Annotated in this window: 18 protein-coding genes; 11 read left to right on the forward strand and 7 right to left on the reverse strand. The window is 68.2% G+C overall.

Translation table 11 applies throughout. The features are described 5' to 3' along the window. Nucleotides 1-15: 15 nt before the first annotated feature. The 5 genes from BSY19_RS07345 to BSY19_RS07365 are packed head-to-tail and all read right to left on the reverse strand — an operon-like array spanning nt 16 to nt 4,570. Nucleotides 16-795, reverse strand: a complete 780-nt coding sequence (locus tag BSY19_RS07345) for an SDR family NAD(P)-dependent oxidoreductase (RefSeq protein WP_069053582.1) — start codon at nt 793-795, stop codon at nt 16-18. 1 nt (nt 796) lies between these two features. Further along, nucleotides 797-1,750 carry an acetamidase/formamidase family protein gene (locus tag BSY19_RS07350; protein WP_069053583.1) on the reverse strand — a complete coding sequence of 318 codons (954 nt, stop codon included), beginning with the start codon at nt 1,748-1,750 and terminating at the stop codon, nt 797-799. 31 nt (nt 1,751-1,781) lie between these two features. Next, complete coding sequence (locus BSY19_RS07355; protein WP_069053584.1) at nt 1,782-2,888, reverse strand: DMT family transporter; 1,107 nt, start codon at nt 2,886-2,888, stop codon at nt 1,782-1,784. A gap of 37 nt (nt 2,889-2,925) precedes the next feature. Beyond that, nucleotides 2,926-4,359: an amidase gene (locus BSY19_RS07360; RefSeq protein ID WP_069053585.1), complete on the reverse strand. Its 1,434-nt coding sequence runs from the start codon at nt 4,357-4,359 to the stop codon at nt 2,926-2,928. A gap of 1 nt (nt 4,360) precedes the next feature. Continuing rightward, nucleotides 4,361-4,570, reverse strand: a complete 210-nt coding sequence (locus tag BSY19_RS07365) for a hypothetical protein (RefSeq protein WP_069053586.1) — start codon at nt 4,568-4,570, stop codon at nt 4,361-4,363. Between the two features lie 383 nt (nt 4,571-4,953). On the opposite strand from BSY19_RS07365, the gene BSY19_RS07370 reads away from it, so the two are divergent. From BSY19_RS07370 to BSY19_RS07420, 11 genes are all read left to right on the forward strand, one after another. Then, nucleotides 4,954-5,661, forward strand: coding sequence for an isochorismatase family protein (locus BSY19_RS07370; protein ID WP_069053587.1), 708 nt, complete (start codon nt 4,954-4,956; stop codon nt 5,659-5,661). A gap of 403 nt (nt 5,662-6,064) precedes the next feature. After that, a complete protein-coding gene (locus BSY19_RS07375) occupies nt 6,065-7,681 on the forward strand; it encodes an ABC transporter substrate-binding protein (protein ID WP_083247460.1) in 1,617 nt (538 codons plus the stop codon). A 93-nt stretch (nt 7,682-7,774) separates the two neighbouring features. Further along, the gene (locus BSY19_RS07380) at nt 7,775-8,731 is read left to right on the forward strand and encodes an ABC transporter permease (RefSeq protein WP_069053588.1); all 957 of its coding nucleotides are present in this window, start codon (nt 7,775-7,777) and stop codon (nt 8,729-8,731) included. A 10-nt stretch (nt 8,732-8,741) separates the two neighbouring features. Next, nucleotides 8,742-9,644 (forward strand): ABC transporter permease, encoded by a 903-nt coding sequence (locus BSY19_RS07385; protein ID WP_069053589.1) that lies wholly within the window; start codon nt 8,742-8,744, stop codon nt 9,642-9,644. 119 nt (nt 9,645-9,763) lie between these two features. Beyond that, nucleotides 9,764-10,813, forward strand: a complete 1,050-nt coding sequence (locus BSY19_RS07390) for an ABC transporter ATP-binding protein (RefSeq protein WP_236840556.1) — start codon at nt 9,764-9,766, stop codon at nt 10,811-10,813. Nucleotides 10,814-10,823: 10 nt separating this feature from the next. Next, on the forward strand, nt 10,824-11,858 hold the full coding sequence (locus BSY19_RS07395; RefSeq protein WP_069053590.1) for an ABC transporter ATP-binding protein: 1,035 nt from the start codon (nt 10,824-10,826) through the stop codon (nt 11,856-11,858). A 22-nt stretch (nt 11,859-11,880) separates the two neighbouring features. Then, nucleotides 11,881-12,591: an isochorismatase family protein gene (locus tag BSY19_RS07400; RefSeq protein WP_069053591.1), complete on the forward strand. Its 711-nt coding sequence runs from the start codon at nt 11,881-11,883 to the stop codon at nt 12,589-12,591. A gap of 33 nt (nt 12,592-12,624) precedes the next feature. Continuing rightward, nucleotides 12,625-13,626, forward strand: a complete 1,002-nt coding sequence (locus BSY19_RS07405; RefSeq protein ID WP_069053592.1) for an asparaginase — start codon at nt 12,625-12,627, stop codon at nt 13,624-13,626. Between the two features lie 2 nt (nt 13,627-13,628). Then, entirely contained in the window at nt 13,629-14,543 is a 915-nt protein-coding gene (locus tag BSY19_RS07410; RefSeq protein ID WP_069053593.1) for a DMT family transporter, read from the forward strand. After that, the gene (locus BSY19_RS07415) at nt 14,540-15,694 is read left to right on the forward strand and encodes an AbrB family transcriptional regulator (protein ID WP_210184410.1); all 1,155 of its coding nucleotides are present in this window, start codon (nt 14,540-14,542) and stop codon (nt 15,692-15,694) included. The genes BSY19_RS07410 and BSY19_RS07415 overlap by 4 nt, the downstream gene beginning before the upstream one ends. 220 nt (nt 15,695-15,914) lie before the next feature. Continuing rightward, the gene (locus BSY19_RS07420) at nt 15,915-16,616 is read left to right on the forward strand and encodes a GntR family transcriptional regulator (protein WP_069053594.1); all 702 of its coding nucleotides are present in this window, start codon (nt 15,915-15,917) and stop codon (nt 16,614-16,616) included. A gap of 48 nt (nt 16,617-16,664) precedes the next feature. Here the strand turns inward: BSY19_RS07420 and BSY19_RS07425 are convergent, their stop codons facing one another. Next, the gene (locus tag BSY19_RS07425) at nt 16,665-18,074 is read right to left on the reverse strand and encodes an amidase (protein WP_069053595.1); all 1,410 of its coding nucleotides are present in this window, start codon (nt 18,072-18,074) and stop codon (nt 16,665-16,667) included. Next, nucleotides 18,074-18,274, reverse strand: coding sequence for a hypothetical protein (locus tag BSY19_RS07430; RefSeq protein ID WP_069053596.1), 201 nt, complete (start codon nt 18,272-18,274; stop codon nt 18,074-18,076). The genes BSY19_RS07425 and BSY19_RS07430 overlap by 1 nt, the downstream gene beginning before the upstream one ends. Nucleotides 18,275-18,311 lie beyond the last annotated feature (37 nt).

Below are 18,311 nucleotides of genomic sequence, written 5' to 3' on the forward strand. Positions count from 1 at the left end.
GCCCGGGAGCCGCCCTCAGCGGATCGAGGGACGCCGCTGGCCGCCATCGACCTGGATGTCGGCCGCATTGATGCCCGCGGCGCGCGGCGAGACGACGAAGGCGATCGCGTCGGCGATCTCCTGGACGGTGCTCAGCCGTTTCGCCGGAAAATCCTCCGCCTCGAACTTGGCGAAATCCTCGGGCCGCTCGGTCCTGGTCTTTTCCCAGCCCCCGCCGGGGAAGATCGTCGAGCCCGGTGAGACCGCGTTCACGCGGATGCCGTGGGACCCCAGCTCCCAGGCCAGCGAGCGCGCGGCATGGATCAGCCCCGCCTTGGCGGCGGCATATTGCGCACCGCGCGCGGCCGGAGCGCGCCCCGAGATCGAGGCGACGAAGACGGCGTTGCCGATGTCGCTGCGGGTGAGCGCGGGCGTCGCTTCGCGTAGCGCCGCGATCGCATGGCCGACATTGAAGCGGAAGGTCTCGTCCCAGTCGGCGTCGCTGCTGTTTGCCAACTCGCGCTCGCCGAAGCTGCCGCCGGCATTGGCGATCAGGATGTCGAGCCCACCATAGGTCGCGACCGTCTCGGCGACGGCCCGCGCCGACTCGGCGGGATCGCGGAAATCCGCCTGGATGGTGAGAACCTCGCCGCCTGCGGCCCTGATCTCGGCCGCGGTTGCGGCCAGCGTCTCCGCCCCACGCGCGGCGATGGCGAGGCGGGCGCCCTCGCCGGCGAGCAGCAGGGCGGTGGCCTTGCCGATGCCGCGGCTGCCGCCGGTGATCAGCGCGATCTTCCCCTTCAGACCCAGATCCATCTCAGGCCGCCTTCGGAGCGAGAAGCTTCTTGGCGAGCATGCAGTGGATGCCCTTCGAGCCGTTCACCGTCTGCGTCACCCGCAGATCGGCAGCGATCGAGCACAGCGTATAGGCGTCCTCGCGCGAGAGGCCGGCCACCTCGCCGATCAGCACGATCATGTCGCGCAGCGCCATCTCGGCGCAGCGGTCGAGATCGGGGTCCATGCCCATGGTCAGGTAATGCGTCGGCGTCTCCGCCCGCGGATAGGTGAAGGCGAGGTCCTCGCGCAGGATGAAGGTGAAGCGGCCCTGCAGCGCGGTTTCGATCGCCGTGACGCAGACCTCGCCGTCGCCCTGCGCCGCATGGCCGTCGCCGCAGGAGAACAGCCCGCCCTCGACGAAGACCGGCAGGAAGATCGTCGCGCCCGCGACCATCTCCTTGTTGTCGAGATTGCCGCCGAAGGCGCGCGGCACGATCGAGGTCACGCGGCCCCAGGCCGGCGGCGGTGCCGTGCCCATCACCCCGAAGAAGGGCGCGAGCTCGAGTTCAAGGCCCCAGGGCAGCTTGCCGATCTTGGCGTTGAGGTCGAGCGGAATGTGCAGCAGCCGCGTGGCGTGGAAATCGCTCTGCAGCGTGCCGGCGAGCGGGCGGATGACATTGTAGCCCCAGTCCTGCCGGAGCTGGATGTCCTCGATCCGCACCTCCAGCACATGGCCGGGCTTGGCACCCTCGACGGCGATGGGCCCGGTCAGGATATGCCCGGGCAGGGTCTTCTCGGCATGGGCATGGACATCGGCGATCTCGGGCGGGGTGGTGAAGCCGCTGCCCTGCTTGGGGTGGACCTCCGGCGCGCCCGTCACCGTATCGACCGTGACCGTGTCGCCGCTGGCGATCACGAGCTTCGGCTTCAGCGCCGCGTCAAAAAAGCCCCAATGGCAGGTCGCGCCGCTGGCTTTCAGGTGGTGATGGGTCATGCTTTGGCGTCCGGGTCAGAGGGTAGGGGCGTCAGGCGGGCGGGTTGTCCGGCAGCGGCGTGGCGGCCAGGCGGCGCGCGCCGGCATTGTGGCGCATCGTGTAGATCGTGCCGCCGGCCACCAACGCAGCGCCGACGATGGTGACGAGATTGGGCAGCTCGGCGAAGACGAGATAGCCGCTCACCGTCGCCAGCAGCAGGCGGACGAAGTCGAGCGGGGCCAGCGCCGAGGCCTCGCCCATCTGGTAGGCGCGGGTGACGAGCCATTGCCCGGCCGTGCCGACGACGCCGATCCCGACCATCAGCGCCCATTCGGCCGGTGTCGGCGGCGTCCACAGGAAGACGGCGGGCAAGCCCAGCGCGATCAGCACCACCGCGCCCTGCCAGAACAGGATCGTCTCGGTGCGCTCGGACTGGCCGAGCACGCGCACCGAGATGGTGATGCCGGCCCCGAACAGCGCGCCGAGGATGGCGAGCAGTGCATAGCCGTTCATCGCCTCGCCGCCCGGCCGCAGCATGACGAAGACCCCGGCGAAGCCGATCGCCAGGGCGATCCAGCGCCGCCGGTCGACGACCTCGCGCAGGATGAGGATGGCGAGCAGCGTCACGAACAGCACCTGCGCGAAGCCCAGCGCCGTCGCCTCCGCCATCGGCAGATGGATCAGTGCCGTGAAACCGCAGAGCATGGCGCCGAGCGAGAACATCCCCCGCAGGAACTGCAGCCCCGGGCGGCTGGTGTGCATGATCCGCGGCAGGGCGCGGCCCACCACCATTGCCAGGATCAGCGTCATCACCAGCTGCCGGACGATCAGGATCTGCGGCAGGGGGATGCGTCCGCCGGCCAGCTTGATCAGCGTCATCATCACCGCGAAGGCGGTGAAGGCGGCGATCATCAACAGCGAGCCGCGCAGATTGGGCGTGGCCGCCAGCCACCAGCCGCGGGCGCGCTCCAGAGGACGTCGTCGCGCCGTCGGCAGGGCGTTCGCCGCAGCCGGCAGGGCGCTGGCGGCGAGGATCGAAGCGGCGGCCGCGAGGCTGTCCGCCGAGGCCTCGACGGTAACAAGCTCCGGAGCGGGATCCGGCTGCGCCTCGTCGGGGAGGAAGGCAACGGCGCGCGCCCCGGAATCATCCTCGCTCATGGAACCACCAGGGCGCGGCCGTCGGCGCGCCGACGCCTCATGCTGCTTGCCTGAGCGTGGCTGTCGTCGGCCTCAGCCCCGTCAGGGCCAGCGCCTTCTCGATCTGCGCCCCGATGCGCAGCACCGTCGGCTCGTCGAAAGGCCGCCCGACGATCTGCACCGAAAGCGGCAGGCCCGAGGCCGAGAACCCGGCCGGCATCGATAGGGCGGGGTTGCCGGTCACGTTGAACGGCATGGTCTGGATCGGCCAGTTTGGCGGGAAGGCGTCCGACATGCTGTCGAAGCGTGCGGCCGGCGCCAGCGCCGAGGCGCAGAGGATCGCGTCGTACTGCTTGAGCAGCTGATGGTTGACCGCGACCGCCAGCTCCCGGCGCAGGCGATAGGCCTGGGTCAGGTCGGCGGCGCTCAGCGTCGCCCCCAGGATCATCCGGGTGAAGGTCAGACGGCCGAAATCGAGCGGCCGCTCGCGATAGTCCTTCTCGTGGATGGCGAAGGCCTCCGAGAACATGATCACCCGCCCGACCGCGTTGAACAGCTCGTAATCGGGGATCGTGACCTCTTCGACGATCGCGCCGGCCTTCGCCAGCAGGGCGGCGGCCTTGTCGATGGCTGCGACGACCTCGGGCGAGACGCCCTCGGCCTGCGCGAAGAAATGACGCGGCAGCGCGATCCGGAGACCGGTCACATCGCCGTCGAGCCCGCTGCGGAAGTCAGGGGCGGGCACATCGGCGCTGGCGGGGTCGAGCGGATCATGGCCCGCGATGACCTCCATGGTGATCGCGCTGTCCTCGACCGTCCAGCTCAGCGGGCCGCAATGGTCGAGCGTGTAGGAGAGCGGGAAGACGCCGCGCCGCGACACCAGCCCATAGGTCGGCTTCAGCCCGACCGTGCCGCAATAGGCGGCCGGCCCGCGGATCGAGCCGCCGGTGTCGGACCCCATCGCCATGCGGCACAGCCCCGCCGCCACCGCCGCGCCCGATCCTGAGGACGAGCCGCCGGGAATGTGCTCGGGGTTCCAGGGATTCCGTGCCGGCGGAAACGGCAGGTCGAAGCTCGGGCCGCCCAGCGCGAACTCATGCGTCGAGAGCTTGCCGAGCAGCACGCCGCCGCCGGCGTTGAGCTTCGCCGCCACGACGGAGTCGGCGGCGGGCACATTGTCGACCAGCAGCTTGGAGTGGCAGGTCGTGCGGATGCCGGCCGTGTCGTAGATGTCCTTCAGCGCATAGGGCACGCCCTGCATCGGGCCCGCGTCGATGCCCGCCTTGAAGGCGGCGTCGGCGGCTGCGGCATCGGTGAGCGCGCGCTCGGCGGTGACGGTGATGAAGCTGTTCAGGGCGCCGTCCAGCGCGGCGATCCGCGCCAGCGCGTCCTGCGCGAGCGCGGTCGCCGTCACCTCGCCCGCACGCAGGGCGGCGCCGGCCTCGGCGATGGAGAGTTCGTGCAGCGGTTTGGCGATCAAGGTCGCGGACATGTCAGGCCCCCTTCATCAGGGTGACGAGGGAGAAGGTGTTGGACGGCTCGGCGGCCGCCGTGCGCGGCTGGCGCAGCAGCGCGCACATGCGCTTGAGGTCGCCATAGCCGGCCAGGACGGCGTCCATCCGGTCCGCCGGGACCGCCACTTCGGCGCGCCGCAGCAGCACCTCCAGTTCGCGCTTCAGATCAGCCGCGCTCGTCTCGCTCATCGCCCTGTCCCCTGGTCCGCTTTTGTCGGCCCGGTCGATGCAACCGCCATGCCATTCTCATGTCATTGTATCCAATAGAGCTTGGCGCCTTGCGCGCAGGCGGCGGCGGTTCTCCTGCTGGTCTGCGGGATTCCGTGAGAGCGAATCGCGCAAGAGTCCAATAAAGCGGCGGGTCTGTCTCGGCTTATTCGGCGCGAAAGCCGCTCGTCTCGACGCTTCCGCCTCTTGCTGGAGTGAGGCGTCCATTTTGACGGCAATGCTGCATTGAATACAATCAATCGATCTTGGCATGGGCTTTGCTGCGGCGCTGGGGCTATCGCCGGCGCGGCCCGAGGCGGGGCCTGAGCCGGCGCGACCCTCATCCCGTCGATCAGGAGCGTCCCATGCACACCATCGCGATCCCGGACTACGTTCTCCAGCGCGTCGTCGAGCGGCGCGGCAAGGTCAGGCTGTTCGAGGCGCTCGACCCGGCCCGCACCGCACTCATCGTGGTCGATCTCCAGAACGGCTTCATGGCGCCGGGTCAGCCGGCCGAAATCCCCTTTGCCCGCGAGATCGTGCCCAACGTCAACCGGATCGGGCAGGCGCTCAGGGCCGCCGGCGGCCTCGTCGTCTACATCCAGAACACGATCACGGAGGAGACCCAGGCCGACTGGTGCGTCTGGTTCGACAACTTCACCAAGGGCGACTTCAAGCAGCGCATGATCGCCGCCTTCGCGCGCGGCAGCTTCGGCCATGCGATCTATCCGGAGCTGGAGGTCCTGCCCGGGGATTGGGCGGTCGAGAAGCAACGCTTCGGCGCCTTCGTCGAGGGCTCGTCGACGCTTCATGCGCAATTGCAGGAGCGGGGCGTCGATACGCTGATCATCGTCGGCACCGCCACCAATGTCTGCTGCGAGTCGACCGCGCGCGACGCGATGATGCTGAACTACAAGGTCGTCTTCGTGTCCGACGCCAATGCCTGCCGCACCGACGAGGAGCACAACGCGACGCTCGGCAACATCCTGGCCCTCTTCGGCGACGTCCAGTCGACCGACGAGGTCATCGCGACGATCGGCGCCGGCGCCACGGTGCTGCAGGCGGCCGAGTGACAGCCGAGGCGGCCTGTCGAGCCAGCCGCGCCCTTCAGGGCGCGGTCTTTCGTCGGGCCGCGCGGCCCCTTCGCCGGGCCGAGGCGGCGAAACATTGTGCAGCGCAGCATGGCGCGAGCGCCAAGCTGGCGGACATTGCCCGAACACGGGCCGTCTTGGCGAAATTGTGTGCAATAAGGCCTCGCCGACTTTGGGTGGCGGCGCCCCGATTTCGCGATTTCCACTGAAACGACGTTGCAGCGCCCAAAATCAGCGCCTCCCAAGGTCCGCACGTCAGGTGGGCGTGGAATGCCGGATCAGGCTGATGGGAAGATTGGACACAATCGAGCCGGCTTGGCACGGCCCTTGCAAAATTCATCCGAGACGCCGCTCACGACCTCATCGCATCCCGGAGGGAGCCTGCATGCCTCATACCGCCCTGAAATCTCGGAATCGCGCCGCTGGCCTCGTGGCCGGCTTTTCGCTCGTGGTCGCGGCAGCGCTCGCGGCTGCCAATCCTGCCCAGGCCCAGACGACGCTGCGCGTCGCGATGACGGCGGGCGACATCCCGGACGTCACCGGCCAGCCGGACCAGGGCTTCGAGGGCTACCGTTTCGTCGGCTATACGCTCTACGACTCGCTCATTCTCTGGGATCTCTCGCGCTCGGATGTCGAGGCCTCGCTGACGCCGGGTCTCGCCACGAAATGGGAGATCGACCCCAAGGACAGCAAGCGCTGGATCTTCACCCTCCGCAAGGACGTGAAGTTCCATGACGGGTCGGACTTCAACGCCGACGTCGTGCTCTGGAACATCTCGCGCATCACCGACGAGAAGGTTCCGCATTTCAACGCCAAGCAGTTCGCGGCGATGCGCACCCGCACCGTCAACATCGACCGTGCCGAGAAGATCGACGACCACACCGTCGCGATCATCACCAAGGAGCCTGACTCGCTCTTCTACATCCAGATGAGCTTCTGGATGATGATCTCGAAGGCACAGTTCGAGAAGGCGGGCTCCTACGAGAAATACGCCCAGATGCCCTCGGGCACGGGGCCCTATCGCTTCGCCGGCCTGGTCCCGCGCGAACGGCTGGAGATGACCCGCAACGAGACCTACTGGAACCCCAAGCGCATCCCCAAGCACGACCGGCTGGTGCTGCAGCCGATGCCGGAGGCGACGACGCGCGCCGCCGCGCTCCTCTCCGGCCAGGTCGATTTCATCGAGGCGCCCTCGCCCGACACGATCGCGCGGCTGAAATCTTCGGGCATGCAGGTCATCACGCTGCCCTACCCGCACAACTGGCACTACCAGTTCAATTTCGTCGACGGCCCCTTCAAGGACAAGCGCGTGCGCCAGGCGGCGAACTACGCGATGGACCGCGGCGAGATGGTCGAGATGCTGAACGGCCTGGCCCAGGAGGGCTACGCGACCGTGCCGCCGAGCTCGCCCTATTTCGGCAAGCCGGTGCTCTACAAGCTCGACCAGAAGAAGGCGACTGCGCTGCTCAAGGAGGCGAAGTGCTTTCCTTGCGAGGTCACGCTGGCGATCTCGACCTCCGGCTCGGGCCAGATGCAGCCGCTGCCGATGAACGAGCTGGTCAAGTCGCAGCTCGAGGCGGTCGGGTTCAAGGTCAAGCTCGAGGTGATGGACTGGAACGCCCTGCTCGACGTCACCTTCAAGGGCCGCGAGAAGTTCCCCGCCTATCACGCCGTCAATGTCAGCCGCGCCACGCAGGATCCCTTCTCCGGCATCTTCCGCTTCGCCATGCGCAAGCAGTGGGCGCCGGCCGGCGGCAACTGGGGCCATTACGAGAACCCCGAGATCGAGAAGCTGATCACGGAGATCTACAACACCTTCGATCAGACGAAGCGCGACGCGATGATCACCCGCGTCCACGAGATCATGAACGCGGACGCCGCCATGCTCTTCGTCACCCATGACCTGAACCCGCGGGCGCTCTCGCCCAAGGTCAAGGGCTTCGTCCAGGCCCAGAGCTGGTTCCAGGACCTGACGCCGATCACCGTCGGCACCACGAACTGACGCGGCCTTGCCTTCGGGATGCGGCCCGTCGGGGCCGCATCCCCCTCCGAGCCCAAAGCGATCCAGGACCCGAGCCGACCGAAGGAGACCTCCATGTGGCACTACATCGCAAGGCGCATCGTCTACGCGATCCCGATCGCCATCGGCGTCACGGTCTTCTGCTTCGCGCTCGTCTTCCTGGCGCCCGGCAACCCCGTCCAGATGCTGCTCCCGGCCGATGCCAGCCAGGAGGTCGTCGACCTCATCATGAAGACCTACGGCTTCGACCGGCCGCTGCCGGTCCAGTACTGGACCTGGCTGACGCGCGCCGTCGTCGGTGATCTCGGGGTCTCGATCCAGTCCAACCGGCCGGTGATCGACGAGGTGCTGCGGGCGCTGGGCAACACCATCTTTCTCTCCTTCGGCGCGGTGATGCTGGCCTTCAGCATCGCCTTCGTGCTCGGCACGCTGGCGGCCTATTACCGGGGCAGCGCGGTTGATCGCGGCGTCACCGCCCTGTCGATCGTCGGCGTCTCGATCCCGAATTACTGGCTCGGCATCGTGCTGGTCATCATCTTCGCGGTCGAGCTGAACTGGCTGCCGGCGACCGGCATGGGCCCGCGCGGCTCGGAGACTTTCAACCTCTTCGAATGGTCCCACTTCAAGCATGTGATCCTGCCGATCATCACGCTCTGCATGGTGCCGGTCGGCATGATCACCCGCACCACGCGCTCCGCCGTCTCGGAGGTGCTCGGCAACGACTTCGTCAACACGCTGCGCGCCAAGGGCCTCGGCGAGCTCGCGGTCATCCGGCACGCGCTGAAGAACGCCATGCCGCAGATCCTGGCCGTGATGGGGCTGCAGTTCGGCTACCTGATGGGCGGCTCGATCCTGGTCGAGACCATCTTCAACTGGCCGGGCACGGGCTTCCTGCTCAACAAGGCGATCCTGACACGCGACATCCCGGTCCTGCAGGGCACGATCCTGATCCTCGCCCTCGTCTTCGTCTTCACCAACCTCGTCGTCGACCTGTTCCAGACCGCGGTCGACCCGCGCATCAAGCGCTCCTGAGGAGGCGGCCATGACCGATTTCACCACGGCGACCCGAATCCTCACCGCAGAGGAACAGGCCCCGGCCACCAAGGTCCGCGGCTACTGGCAGAATGTCGGCTACCGCCTGCGCTACGACTACGTCACGCTCGCCTTCGCGCTCGTCATCGTCCTGATCGTGGCGCTGGCCGTGTTCGCGCCCTGGATCGCGCCGAAGGACCCCTACAAGACCTCGATGGCCTTCCGGCTGCGCCCGGTCGGCTTCCGCGACTTCCATCTCGGCACCGACGAGCTCGGCCGCGACATCCTCTCGCGCCTGATCCATGGCGGGCGCATGTCGCTGCTGATGGGCGTGGTGCCGGTGGTCTTCGCCACGCTGATCGGCGGCTTCCTCGGCGTCCTCGCCGGCTTCATCGGCGGCAAGCTGAACATGGCGATCATGCGGACCATGGACGTCTTCTACGCCTTCCCCTCGATCCTGCTGGCGGTCGCGATCTCCGGCGCCATGGGCGGCGGCATGATGAACGGCATGGTGGCGCTGACGCTGGTCTTCATCCCGCCGCTCTGCCGCATTGCCGAGACGGCGACGACCCAGGTGCGCGGGCTCGATTTCGTCGAGGCGGCGCGGGCATCGGGTGGCTCGACCCGCTCGATCATCGCCACCCACATCCTCGGCAACGTGCTGGGCCCGATCTTCATCTACGCCTCGGGCCTGGTTTCGGTCTCGATCCTGATCGCCTCGGGGCTGTCCTTCCTCGGCCTCGGCGTCGAGCCGCCGCATCCCGACTGGGGGCTGATGCTCTCGACCCTGCGCCAGTCGATCTACGTCAACCCGATCGTCTGCGCGCTGCCGGGCGTGATGATCTTCGTCACCTCACTCGCCTTCAACATGGTCAGCGACGGGCTGCGCCAGGCGATGGACGTCAGACTGTGAAAGGGGCCGCCATGTCCACGACTCCCATGTCCACGACTCCCGCGCCGACCGCCCGCCCGCCGCAGCTGTCCTCGGTCCCGGAGGGAGACCTCCGCGATCGCGGCGGCCCCTCCCAGCCGATGCTGATCGTCTCCGACCTGAAGAAGCATTTCGCGATCAAGGGAGGGATGCTCAACCGCACGCAGGGGCATGTCAGGGCCGTCGACGGCGTCTCCTTCACCGTGCTCAAGGGCGAGACGCTCGGCGTCGTCGGCGAGTCCGGCTGCGGCAAGTCCACCCTGGCGCGGCTCCTGATGCACCTCATTCCCTATGACGCAGGCGAGGTGCTGTTCGACGGCGAGTCAATCGGTGGCGTCCGCGGCCTGACGATGAAGGAGTTCCGGCGCGCCATGCAGATGGTGTTCCAGGACAGCTACTCCTCGCTCAACCCGCGCCTGCCGGTCGAGGAATCGATCGCCTACGGCCCGCGCGTCCATGGCATTCCCCCCGCCAAGGCCAAGGAGATCGCCCGCGAACTCCTCACCAAGGTCGGCCTCAAGCCCGATCTCTTCGCCCAGCGCTATCCGCACGAGCTCTCCGGCGGCCAGAAGCAGCGCGTCAACATCGCCCGGGCGCTCGCGCTCGAACCGCGGCTCCTGATCCTCGACGAGGCGGTCTCGGCGCTCGACAAATCGGTCGAGGCGCAGGTCCTGAACCTGCTGCGCCAGCTCAAGCGCCACTTCAACCTCACCTATGTCTTCATCAGCCACGATCTCGACGTGGTGCAGTACATCTCCGACCGCGTGCTGGTGATGTATCTCGGCGAGATCGTCGAGATCGGGCCGGTGGATGCGATCTACGAGCATCCCAAGCACCCCTACACCCGTGCGCTCCTGGCCTCGCGGCTCTCCTTCGATCCGGCCGAGCGCGTCCATGAGGCGCCGCTGACCGGCGATCCGCCCAACCCGATCAACCCGCCGTCGGGCTGCCGCTTCCGCACCCGCTGCCCGATGGCCGAAAGCGTCTGCGCGGAAACCTCGCCCCGGCTCGAGGGCGCCGTCGCCGCCGACATCCATGTCGCCGCCTGCCACGTCCAGAACCCCGGCTCGGGCCACAGCCTCGCTGGCAAGGCGCCGGTGCTGGTCGCCAGGCCGAAGGCCGGCGCCGCCCCGCTGGCCGCCACCGCGTGAGGATGAACCGATGACGACAGCCACAGCGCCCTCCACCGTTCCCGGTCCCGTCGCCCTCGCCGCGGTCAGGCCGCTGGTTGAGGTCGAGGATCTCTCGGTCAAATTCGTCAGCCGCGAGGCGACGGTCGCTGCCGTCAACGGCGTCTCCTTCGCCATTCAGCCGGGCGAGGTGCTCTGCATCATCGGTGAGTCCGGCTCCGGCAAATCCGTGACGATGCGCGCCTTGATGCGGCTTCTGCCCAAGGGCCGCACGAAGATCGGCGGGCGGATGCGCGTCGGCGAGCACGACATCATGGCGCTCAGCGACAAGGAGCTGACGCAGATCCGCGGCTCGACGATCTCGATGATCTTCCAGGAGCCGATGACGGCGCTCGACCCCGTCTACACGATCGGTCACCAGATCGCCGAGACGGTCGTCAAGCACGAGGGCTGCTCCTATGCCGACGGGCTGAAGCGCGGGCTGGAATTGCTCGAATTCGTCAAGGTGCCCTCGCCGGAGCGGCGCCTGAAGGCCTATCCGCACGAGCTCTCCGGCGGCCTGCGCCAGCGCGCGATGATCGCGATGGCGCTGTCCTGCCGGCCGCAGCTCCTGCTGGCCGACGAGCCGACGACCGCGCTCGACGCGACCGTGCAGATCCAGGTGCTGGTGCTGCTGCGCAAGCTCCAGCGCGACATGGGCATGAGCGTGATCTTCGTCACCCATGATCTCGGCGTCGCCGCCCAGATCGCCGACCGTGTCGCGGTGATGTATGCCGGCCGCGTCGTCGAATCCGGTCCGGTGCGCGACGTGCTGATGAACCCGCAGCACCCCTATACCCGCGGCATGCTCGCCTCGTCCGTCCATGGCAGCGCCCGCGGCGTCGACATCGAGGCGATCCCCGGCTCGCCGCCCGACATGCGCCGCCTGCCGCCGGGCTGCGCCTTCGCACCGCGCTGTAAATTCGCCGACGAGGCCTGCCGCGCAGCGAGCCCGCCGGAAACATCGCCCGCGCCCGACCGCACGGTCTGCTGCTTCAAGGTCGGCTCGCCCGCCCTGTCCTCCTGAAACTCGCACGAGAGAGCCCGCCATGCACAAGGTCGAGATTCCCGCCTATGTCACCGAGCATGTCGTCGCCCGCCGCGGCGTCGAGCATGTTTATGCCGATCTCGATCCCGCCCGCACGGCGCTGATCGTGGTCGATCTCCAGAACGGCTTCATGATGCCGGGCGTCGCCCATGCGCTCTGCGACACGGCCCGCGAGATCGTGCCCAACGTCAACCTCATCGCCGACGCCGTGCGCCGGACCGGCGGCAAGGTGTTCTGGATCAAGAACACCCATGACGAGGCCTGCCTGACCTCCTGGTCGCATTTCCACGAGGATCTGACGCGGCCGGAGCGGCGCGGCGCCCGCGTCGAATCCATGTCGGAAGGCAAGCTCGGCCACGAGCTCTGGGCCGATCTCGAGGTCAGGCCGGAGGACGAGATCGTCCAGAAGACGCGTTTCAGCGCCTTCATCCAGGGCTCGTCCGATCTCGAGGCGCGGCTGCGGGCGCAGGGCTATGACACGCTGATCATCACCGGCACGGTGACCAATGTCTGCTGCGAATCGACCGCCCGCGACGCCATGATGCTGAACTTCAGGACGATCATGGTCACCGACGGCAACGCCGCCAATTCCGATGCCGAGCACAACGCCTCGCTGATCGCCTTCTACCTCACCTTCGGCGACATCATGGACACGCAGATGCTGATCGGCTGTCTTGAGACGAACGCCCGCTTCCGCGAGGCGGCCGAGTAACCCGGCGCGCGCGCCCGACACCCAGAGAGAGATATGCCTGCTTTGCCCAAGGTCGCGGTCATTGGGACCGGCGGCACGATCTGTTCCATCGGCACCGGCCCCTTCGACATCCTCGACTACGGCGCTAATGAACGGATGCTCCATGCCGACGCGCTGGTGGCGATGTTTCCCGACGTCGCTCAGCTCGCCGAGATCATCGCTGTTCCGTTCAAGGCGGTGCCGAGCCCCAACATCTTCTTCGAGGACTGGAAGACGCTCGTCCTGACCTGCGACCGGCTGGTCGCCGAGCATCCCGACCTCGCCGGCATCGTCATCCTGCACGGCACCGCCTCGCTGGAGGAGACGGCCTATTTCCTCAGCCTGACGGTGAAGGTGGCGGTGCCGGTCGTCGTCGTCGGCTCGCAGCGCCCGGCGAGCGCGCTGTCGACCGATGCGGGGATGAACCTCGCCAATGCGATCCGCACCGCGGCCTGCCCGCAGGCGCGCGGGCTCGGCGTTCTCGTCCTGCTGAACGACGAGATCCACGCCGCCCGCGATGTATCCAAGACCTCGACCTTCAGGCTGCAGACCTTCCGCTCGCCCGATTTCGGCGTGCTCGGCCATGCCGATGGCGATGCCGTCGTGTTCTACCGCAAGCCGCTGCGGAAGGCGGCGCCCGACACGGAGTTCGACATCCGCGCCCTCGACGCCCTGCCGCGCGTCGACATCGTGCTGGCCTATACCGGCTCGGACGGCACGGCGGCGCGCGCCTTCGTCGCGGCCGGTGCGAAGGGCATCGTCTCGGCGGGCTTCGCGCCGGGCTTCGCCGGCCCGGCCGATTTCGAGGTGCTGAAACAGGCCGCTGCGGACGGCATTGTCGTGATGCAGTCGACCCGCGCCGGCTCGGGCCGCACCTTCAAGGGCAAGCGCCTGCGCGAGGGCGGCTTCCTGATCACCGACAATCTCACGCCGCAGAAGGCGCGGCTGCTGCTCGCGCTGGCGCTGACGGTCAGCGCCGAGCCGGCCGAGATCGAACGCATCTTCCTGACCTATTGACGATGACCGTGATCCTGAAGGCGCCGGCGGGGGAGGAGCGCGACGCGCGACGCGGCGTCGTGATGATGCTCGTCGGGCTGGCGCTGTTCTCGATCCTGAACGGTGTCGTCAAGGCGCTGGCGGAGACCTTCGCGGTCAACCAGATCGTCTTCTTCCGCAACGGCTTCGCGCTCGTCACCCTGCTGCTGATGGCGCGCGGGCTCGGGGGCTTTGCCGCGCTGAAAGTCCACAACCGTCCCGGCATGGCGCTGCAGGCCGTGCAGTTCACCGCCGTGCTGCTCTTCATCTTCGTGGCCTATCGCCACATGCCTCTGGCCGACGCGACCGCGATCTCCTTCCTCCAGCCGGTCCTCGTGCTGCTGCTCTCGGCGCCGCTGCTCGGCGAGAAGGTGACGCGACTGGGCTGGCTCGCACTGCTGCTCGGGCTCGGGGGCGTGCTGCTGATGGTCAAGCCGAGCGGCGGCGGCAGCCTGTTCGGGCTGACCATGTCGGTCATCGGCACGGTCTTCAGCGCGCTCTCGCTGATCCAGCAGCGCAGCCTCTCGCGCAACGAAACCTCGCTGTCGATCGCCTTCTGGACCCTGGCCGGCTCGGCGCTGCTCGTCCTCCCGAGCCTGCCCTTCAACTGGGTCCAGCCGACGCCGGCGCAATGGGCGCTGCTGATCGGCAACGGCCTGGCCTCGGGCGCCTGCCAGTATTTGACCACGCGGGCGCTCTTCCATGCGCCGGTGGCGACGATCGCGCCGCTCTCCTACACCAAGATGCTCTGGGCGCTGATCGTCGGCTTCGTCTGGTTCGGCGACGTGCCGACGCTGCTCGTCCTCGGCGGCTCGGCGATCGTGATCGTCGCGAGCGCGCTGGTCTATCTGGCCCCCAAGCCGGTGCCCGCCCCGGTCAGGCTCGAAGAAGCGCCATGAAGCTCCTGACATCGCCCGTCGCAGCCTGGATGCGGGACGTCCGGGCCGGCTTTGCCGCCATGCGACCCTCCCGCTTCCCCTATCCCCGCTTCGCCCTGGCGCTGGCGCTCGGTGTGGCGGGCGGCCTGCTGTTCCAGCGGCTGTCGCTGCCCTTGCCCTGGATGATGGGCCCGATGGTGTTCTGCACGCTCGCGGCGCTGCTGCGCGCGCCGGTCGCCGCGCCGCCGGTGATCCGCCCGCCCATGACGATGGTGATCGGCGTCATGCTCGGCGCCGCCTTCAGCCCCGATCTCATGGCGCGCATCCCGCAATGGTGGCCGGCCACGCTCGGGCTCGTCGCCTTCATCGCGCTCTGCGGCGGCTCGGTGGTCTGGTATTTCCGCGCCATTGGCGGCTATGACCGCACCACCGCCTATTTCGCCGGCATGCCGGGCGGGCTGGTCGAGATGATCAGCATCGGCGAGGAGCGCGGCGGCGACGGCCAGGTCATCGCGCTCGTCCATTCGGTCCGCATCCTGCTCATCGTCATGACGCTGCCCTTCGCCATCCAGTGGCTCGAGGGCGTCTCGCTGAACCGGATGGCTGGCGCCGTCTCCGTCTTCGCCACGCCCGCGACGGCCGAGGTCTGGCTGCTCGGCTGCGGGCTGGCCGGCTGCCTCCTCGGCCACAGGCTGAACCTGCCCGCGAAATATCTGCTCGGACCGATGCTGGTCAGCGCCGCCGTCCATCTCGCGGGCTGGAGCGACTTCAAGCCACCCTTCGAGATCGTCAATGCGGCCCAGCTGATCCTCGGCGTCGTCATCGGCTGTCGCTTCGCCGGCACGGCGCCGCGCACCGTCGGGCGCATCATCCTGCTCTCGCTGGGCTCGACCGCGATCCTGCTGTTCTGGACCGGCGCCTGTGCCGCGCTAGTCTCCTGGCTCACCGGTTTCCGCGCGATGACGCTGATCCTCGCCTACTCCCCGGGCGGGCTCGCCGAGATGAGCCTGATCGCGCTCGCCGTCCATGCCGAGGTCGCCTTCGTCGCCGCCCACCACATCATCCGCATCTTTGTGGTGATGGTGGCCGCCGCGCCGGTCTATGCGGTGATCGCTCGTTTCGGCCGGGGGCAGGCCAGGTCCCCTGCGCCGCGCGGGATGCCGGCCGAATGAAGCGTTACGGCTGTTTAGATTGCATACAATGAAGCGCTGAAGCGCCTATCATGCACACTTTCCCGTCAACGCGCCCTGAATCACGTTGACGACCGGGTCGCGGGCCCCTAACTGCCTGCCAGCTGTACACGATCGAGATGATTCTGCCGCTGGCATGATCAGCCTCGGGCCGCGGGCAGGGCCCCTTCTTCATCCGCCTCTCCGACAGGACGACTCAATCATGGCGACACGCGGCGTCTCCGTCACCAACAAGCTCAGGGAAGCCGTGCTCGGAGGCGACTATGCCGGCGGCACGCGCCTGAACGAGGTCGATCTCGCCGACGCGCTGGCCGTGTCGCGCACGCCGATCCGGGCCGCCCTCTCGACGCTGGCGGCCGAAGGGTTGCTCGAGTATCGCCCCAACAGCGGCTACGCGGTGAAGACCTTCGCCGCCAAGGACATTGAGGGCATCTATGTCGTGCGCGCCAACCTCGAGGGCCTTTGCGCGCGGCTGGTGGCGCAGCAGGGCCTGTCGGACGTCCACCGCGGGCTCCTGCACAAGGTGCTGGCGGAGAGTGAGGAACTGCAGACAGTCGAGAGCTGGACCGACGAGGTCTCCGATCTCTGGCGCGATCTCAACGACCGCTTCCACAACACGCTGATCGAAGCCTCGGGCAACTCGCATCTCGCGATGATGCTGCGCAAGTCCCGCGCTATTCCGCTGCTCAACCAGCTCAAGTTCCGCTGGTTCGACCTGGAAACGCTGGCGCGCGCCCATGACGACCACAGCCAGATCTTCGCTGCCATCACCGGCGGGCAGGTCGTGCGGGCCGAGAGCATCGCCGAGGAGCATGTCTATCGCTCGGGCCAGCGCATCATCGAGCACTGGCGCAAGATGGATACCCGCAAGCCGGCCGCCGGCACGAAGGCGCGCGCCGCCTGACCTGCCGCTGTCGCGGCACGGCCGGGGCCGTGCCGCGCGGGAGCCGCCTCAGGCGGCTTCGGCCAGGCCGAGCATGGCCGGCCGCCGCTGCCGCCAGGGCGTGGCCTGCTCGAAGGCATGCGCCGCCTGCAGCAGAACCGCCTCGCCGAAGGGCCGCGCCGCGAGCTGGATCGAAACCGGCAGGCCATTGGGGCCGAAGCCCGAGGGGACGCAGATCGCCGGCATCCCCGTCAGGTTGAAGGCCATGGTGAAGTTCGGCTTGTCGAGATTGTCCCAGCGCGGCACCTGGTCGATCGGCGGCGCCTCGTCGGGATTGCCGGCGGTGAGCACCACGTCGACGCCGGCCATCGCCGCCGCCATTTCCGCGATCAGCTCGCGCCGGCGCCGCAGCGCCTGGACATAGTCCATGCCGGTGCAGAGCGCGGCGAAGACCAGGCGGTCGCGATAGCGCTGCCCGAACTTCTCCGGGTTCTTCAGCATCATCCGCTCATAGGCCGCGCCGCGCTCGACCGTCGAGATGAAGAAGCCGGCCGCATTGTACTCCTGCATGGCCGAGAGCTTGATCTCGACGATCTCCGCGCCGAGGCTCTCATAGGTCGAAATCGCGGCGTCGATGCCGGCCTTGACCGCGGGAGCGACCGGCCTGTCGGTCTCGTGCCAGCGGCTGAGCACACCCACTTTCAGCCCCTTGGCCCCCTTGCCGAGCCCGGCGGTGTAGTCGGGCACCGGCCTGTTGGCACTGGCGGGATCGGCGGGGTCGTGACCGGCCAGCGCCTGCAGCATCAGCGCGCAGTCCTGCGTCGTCCAGGCCATCGGGCCGATATGGTCGAGCGAATAGGCGGCCGGCGCGACGCCGGCGCGGCTGACCAGCCCATAGGTCGGCTTGAGGCCGACGATGCCGCACAGCGCCGCCGGGCCGCGGATCGAGCCGCCCGTATCGGTGCCGAGCCCGCCGAGCACGAGGCCGGCCGCAACCGCCGCCCCCGTGCCGCTCGAGGATCCCGCGGTGAAGCGCTGCGTATTCCACGGATTGCGCGAGGGCGGCCAGGGCAGGTCGAAGGACGGGCCGCCATCGGCGAATTCATGCGTGGTCAGCTTGCCCACCAGCACGGTGCCGGCGGCATCGAGCGCCGCGGCGCAGGTCGCGTCGGTCTCGGGGATATTGCCGATGTTGTGGGCGGACTGGCAGGTCGTCAGGATGCCCTTGGTGTCGATGATGTCCTTGAGACCGATCGGGATGCCGTGCAGCGGCGATGTCGGGCCCGAGGCCTTGATCTCGGCCTCCGCCTTCTTGGCGTCGGCCCGGGCGCGGTCCTCGGTCACGGTGACGAAGGCGTGCAGCTCCGGCTCGAAGGCCTTGATGCGGGCCAGGCACATCTCGGTCAGCTCGACCGGGGAGAGCTTGCCGGCTTTGATCAGGGCGGCGGCCTCGCTGATGGTCAGGATGTCCGTGCTCATCAGGCGCTCTCCTCGGTCGGGAAGCTGAAGACATGGGCCGGCTCGGCCATGTAGCTGCGCTCGCCGCGGATCCGGGCGGACATCTCGACGATGTAGCCATAGGCCTCGGCATATTCGGCGACCTGCTCGGGCGTCAGGGTGAAGCCGGCGCGCGCCAGGAAGGCGCTCATCTCGGCTTCGGATGCGATCGGTGTCGGCATGGCTGGCGGTTCTCCTGTGGCGCGGGTCGAATGCCCG

The sequence above is a fragment of the Bosea sp. RAC05 genome (assembly GCF_001713455.1).
In the GTDB taxonomy this organism is placed as follows: Bacteria; Pseudomonadota; Alphaproteobacteria; order Rhizobiales; family Beijerinckiaceae; genus Allobosea.

Bases quoted from the DNA above. Each gene is read 5' to 3' on its own strand.
- BSY19_RS07350 (WP_069053583.1), bottom strand. From the start codon at position 1,750: ATGACCCATCACCACCTGAAAGCCAGCGGCGCGACCTGCCATTGGGGC.
- BSY19_RS07400 (WP_069053591.1), top strand. From the start codon at position 11,881: ATGCACAAGGTCGAGATTCCCGCCTATGTCACCGAGCATGTCGTCGCC.
- BSY19_RS07395 (WP_069053590.1), top strand. From the start codon at position 10,824: ATGACGACAGCCACAGCGCCCTCCACCGTTCCCGGTCCCGTCGCCCTC.
- BSY19_RS07385 (WP_069053589.1), top strand. From the start codon at position 8,742: ATGACCGATTTCACCACGGCGACCCGAATCCTCACCGCAGAGGAACAG.
- BSY19_RS07375 (WP_083247460.1), top strand. From the start codon at position 6,065: ATGCCTCATACCGCCCTGAAATCTCGGAATCGCGCCGCTGGCCTCGTG.
- BSY19_RS07425 (WP_069053595.1), bottom strand. From the start codon at position 18,074: ATGAGCACGGACATCCTGACCATCAGCGAGGCCGCCGCCCTGATCAAA.
- BSY19_RS07390 (WP_236840556.1), top strand. From the start codon at position 9,764: ATGCTGATCGTCTCCGACCTGAAGAAGCATTTCGCGATCAAGGGAGGG.
- BSY19_RS07430 (WP_069053596.1), bottom strand. From the start codon at position 18,274: ATGCCGACACCGATCGCATCCGAAGCCGAGATGAGCGCCTTCCTGGCG.
- BSY19_RS07420 (WP_069053594.1), top strand. From the start codon at position 15,915: ATGGCGACACGCGGCGTCTCCGTCACCAACAAGCTCAGGGAAGCCGTG.
- BSY19_RS07415 (WP_210184410.1), top strand. From the start codon at position 14,540: ATGAAGCTCCTGACATCGCCCGTCGCAGCCTGGATGCGGGACGTCCGG.
- BSY19_RS07345 (WP_069053582.1), bottom strand. From the start codon at position 795: ATGGATCTGGGTCTGAAGGGGAAGATCGCGCTGATCACCGGCGGCAGC.
- BSY19_RS07370 (WP_069053587.1), top strand. From the start codon at position 4,954: ATGCACACCATCGCGATCCCGGACTACGTTCTCCAGCGCGTCGTCGAG.
- BSY19_RS07360 (WP_069053585.1), bottom strand. From the start codon at position 4,359: ATGTCCGCGACCTTGATCGCCAAACCGCTGCACGAACTCTCCATCGCC.
- BSY19_RS07365 (WP_069053586.1), bottom strand. From the start codon at position 4,570: ATGAGCGAGACGAGCGCGGCTGATCTGAAGCGCGAACTGGAGGTGCTG.
- BSY19_RS07355 (WP_069053584.1), bottom strand. From the start codon at position 2,888: ATGAGCGAGGATGATTCCGGGGCGCGCGCCGTTGCCTTCCTCCCCGAC.
- BSY19_RS07380 (WP_069053588.1), top strand. From the start codon at position 7,775: ATGTGGCACTACATCGCAAGGCGCATCGTCTACGCGATCCCGATCGCC.
- BSY19_RS07405 (WP_069053592.1), top strand. From the start codon at position 12,625: ATGCCTGCTTTGCCCAAGGTCGCGGTCATTGGGACCGGCGGCACGATC.
- BSY19_RS07410 (WP_069053593.1), top strand. From the start codon at position 13,629: ATGACCGTGATCCTGAAGGCGCCGGCGGGGGAGGAGCGCGACGCGCGA.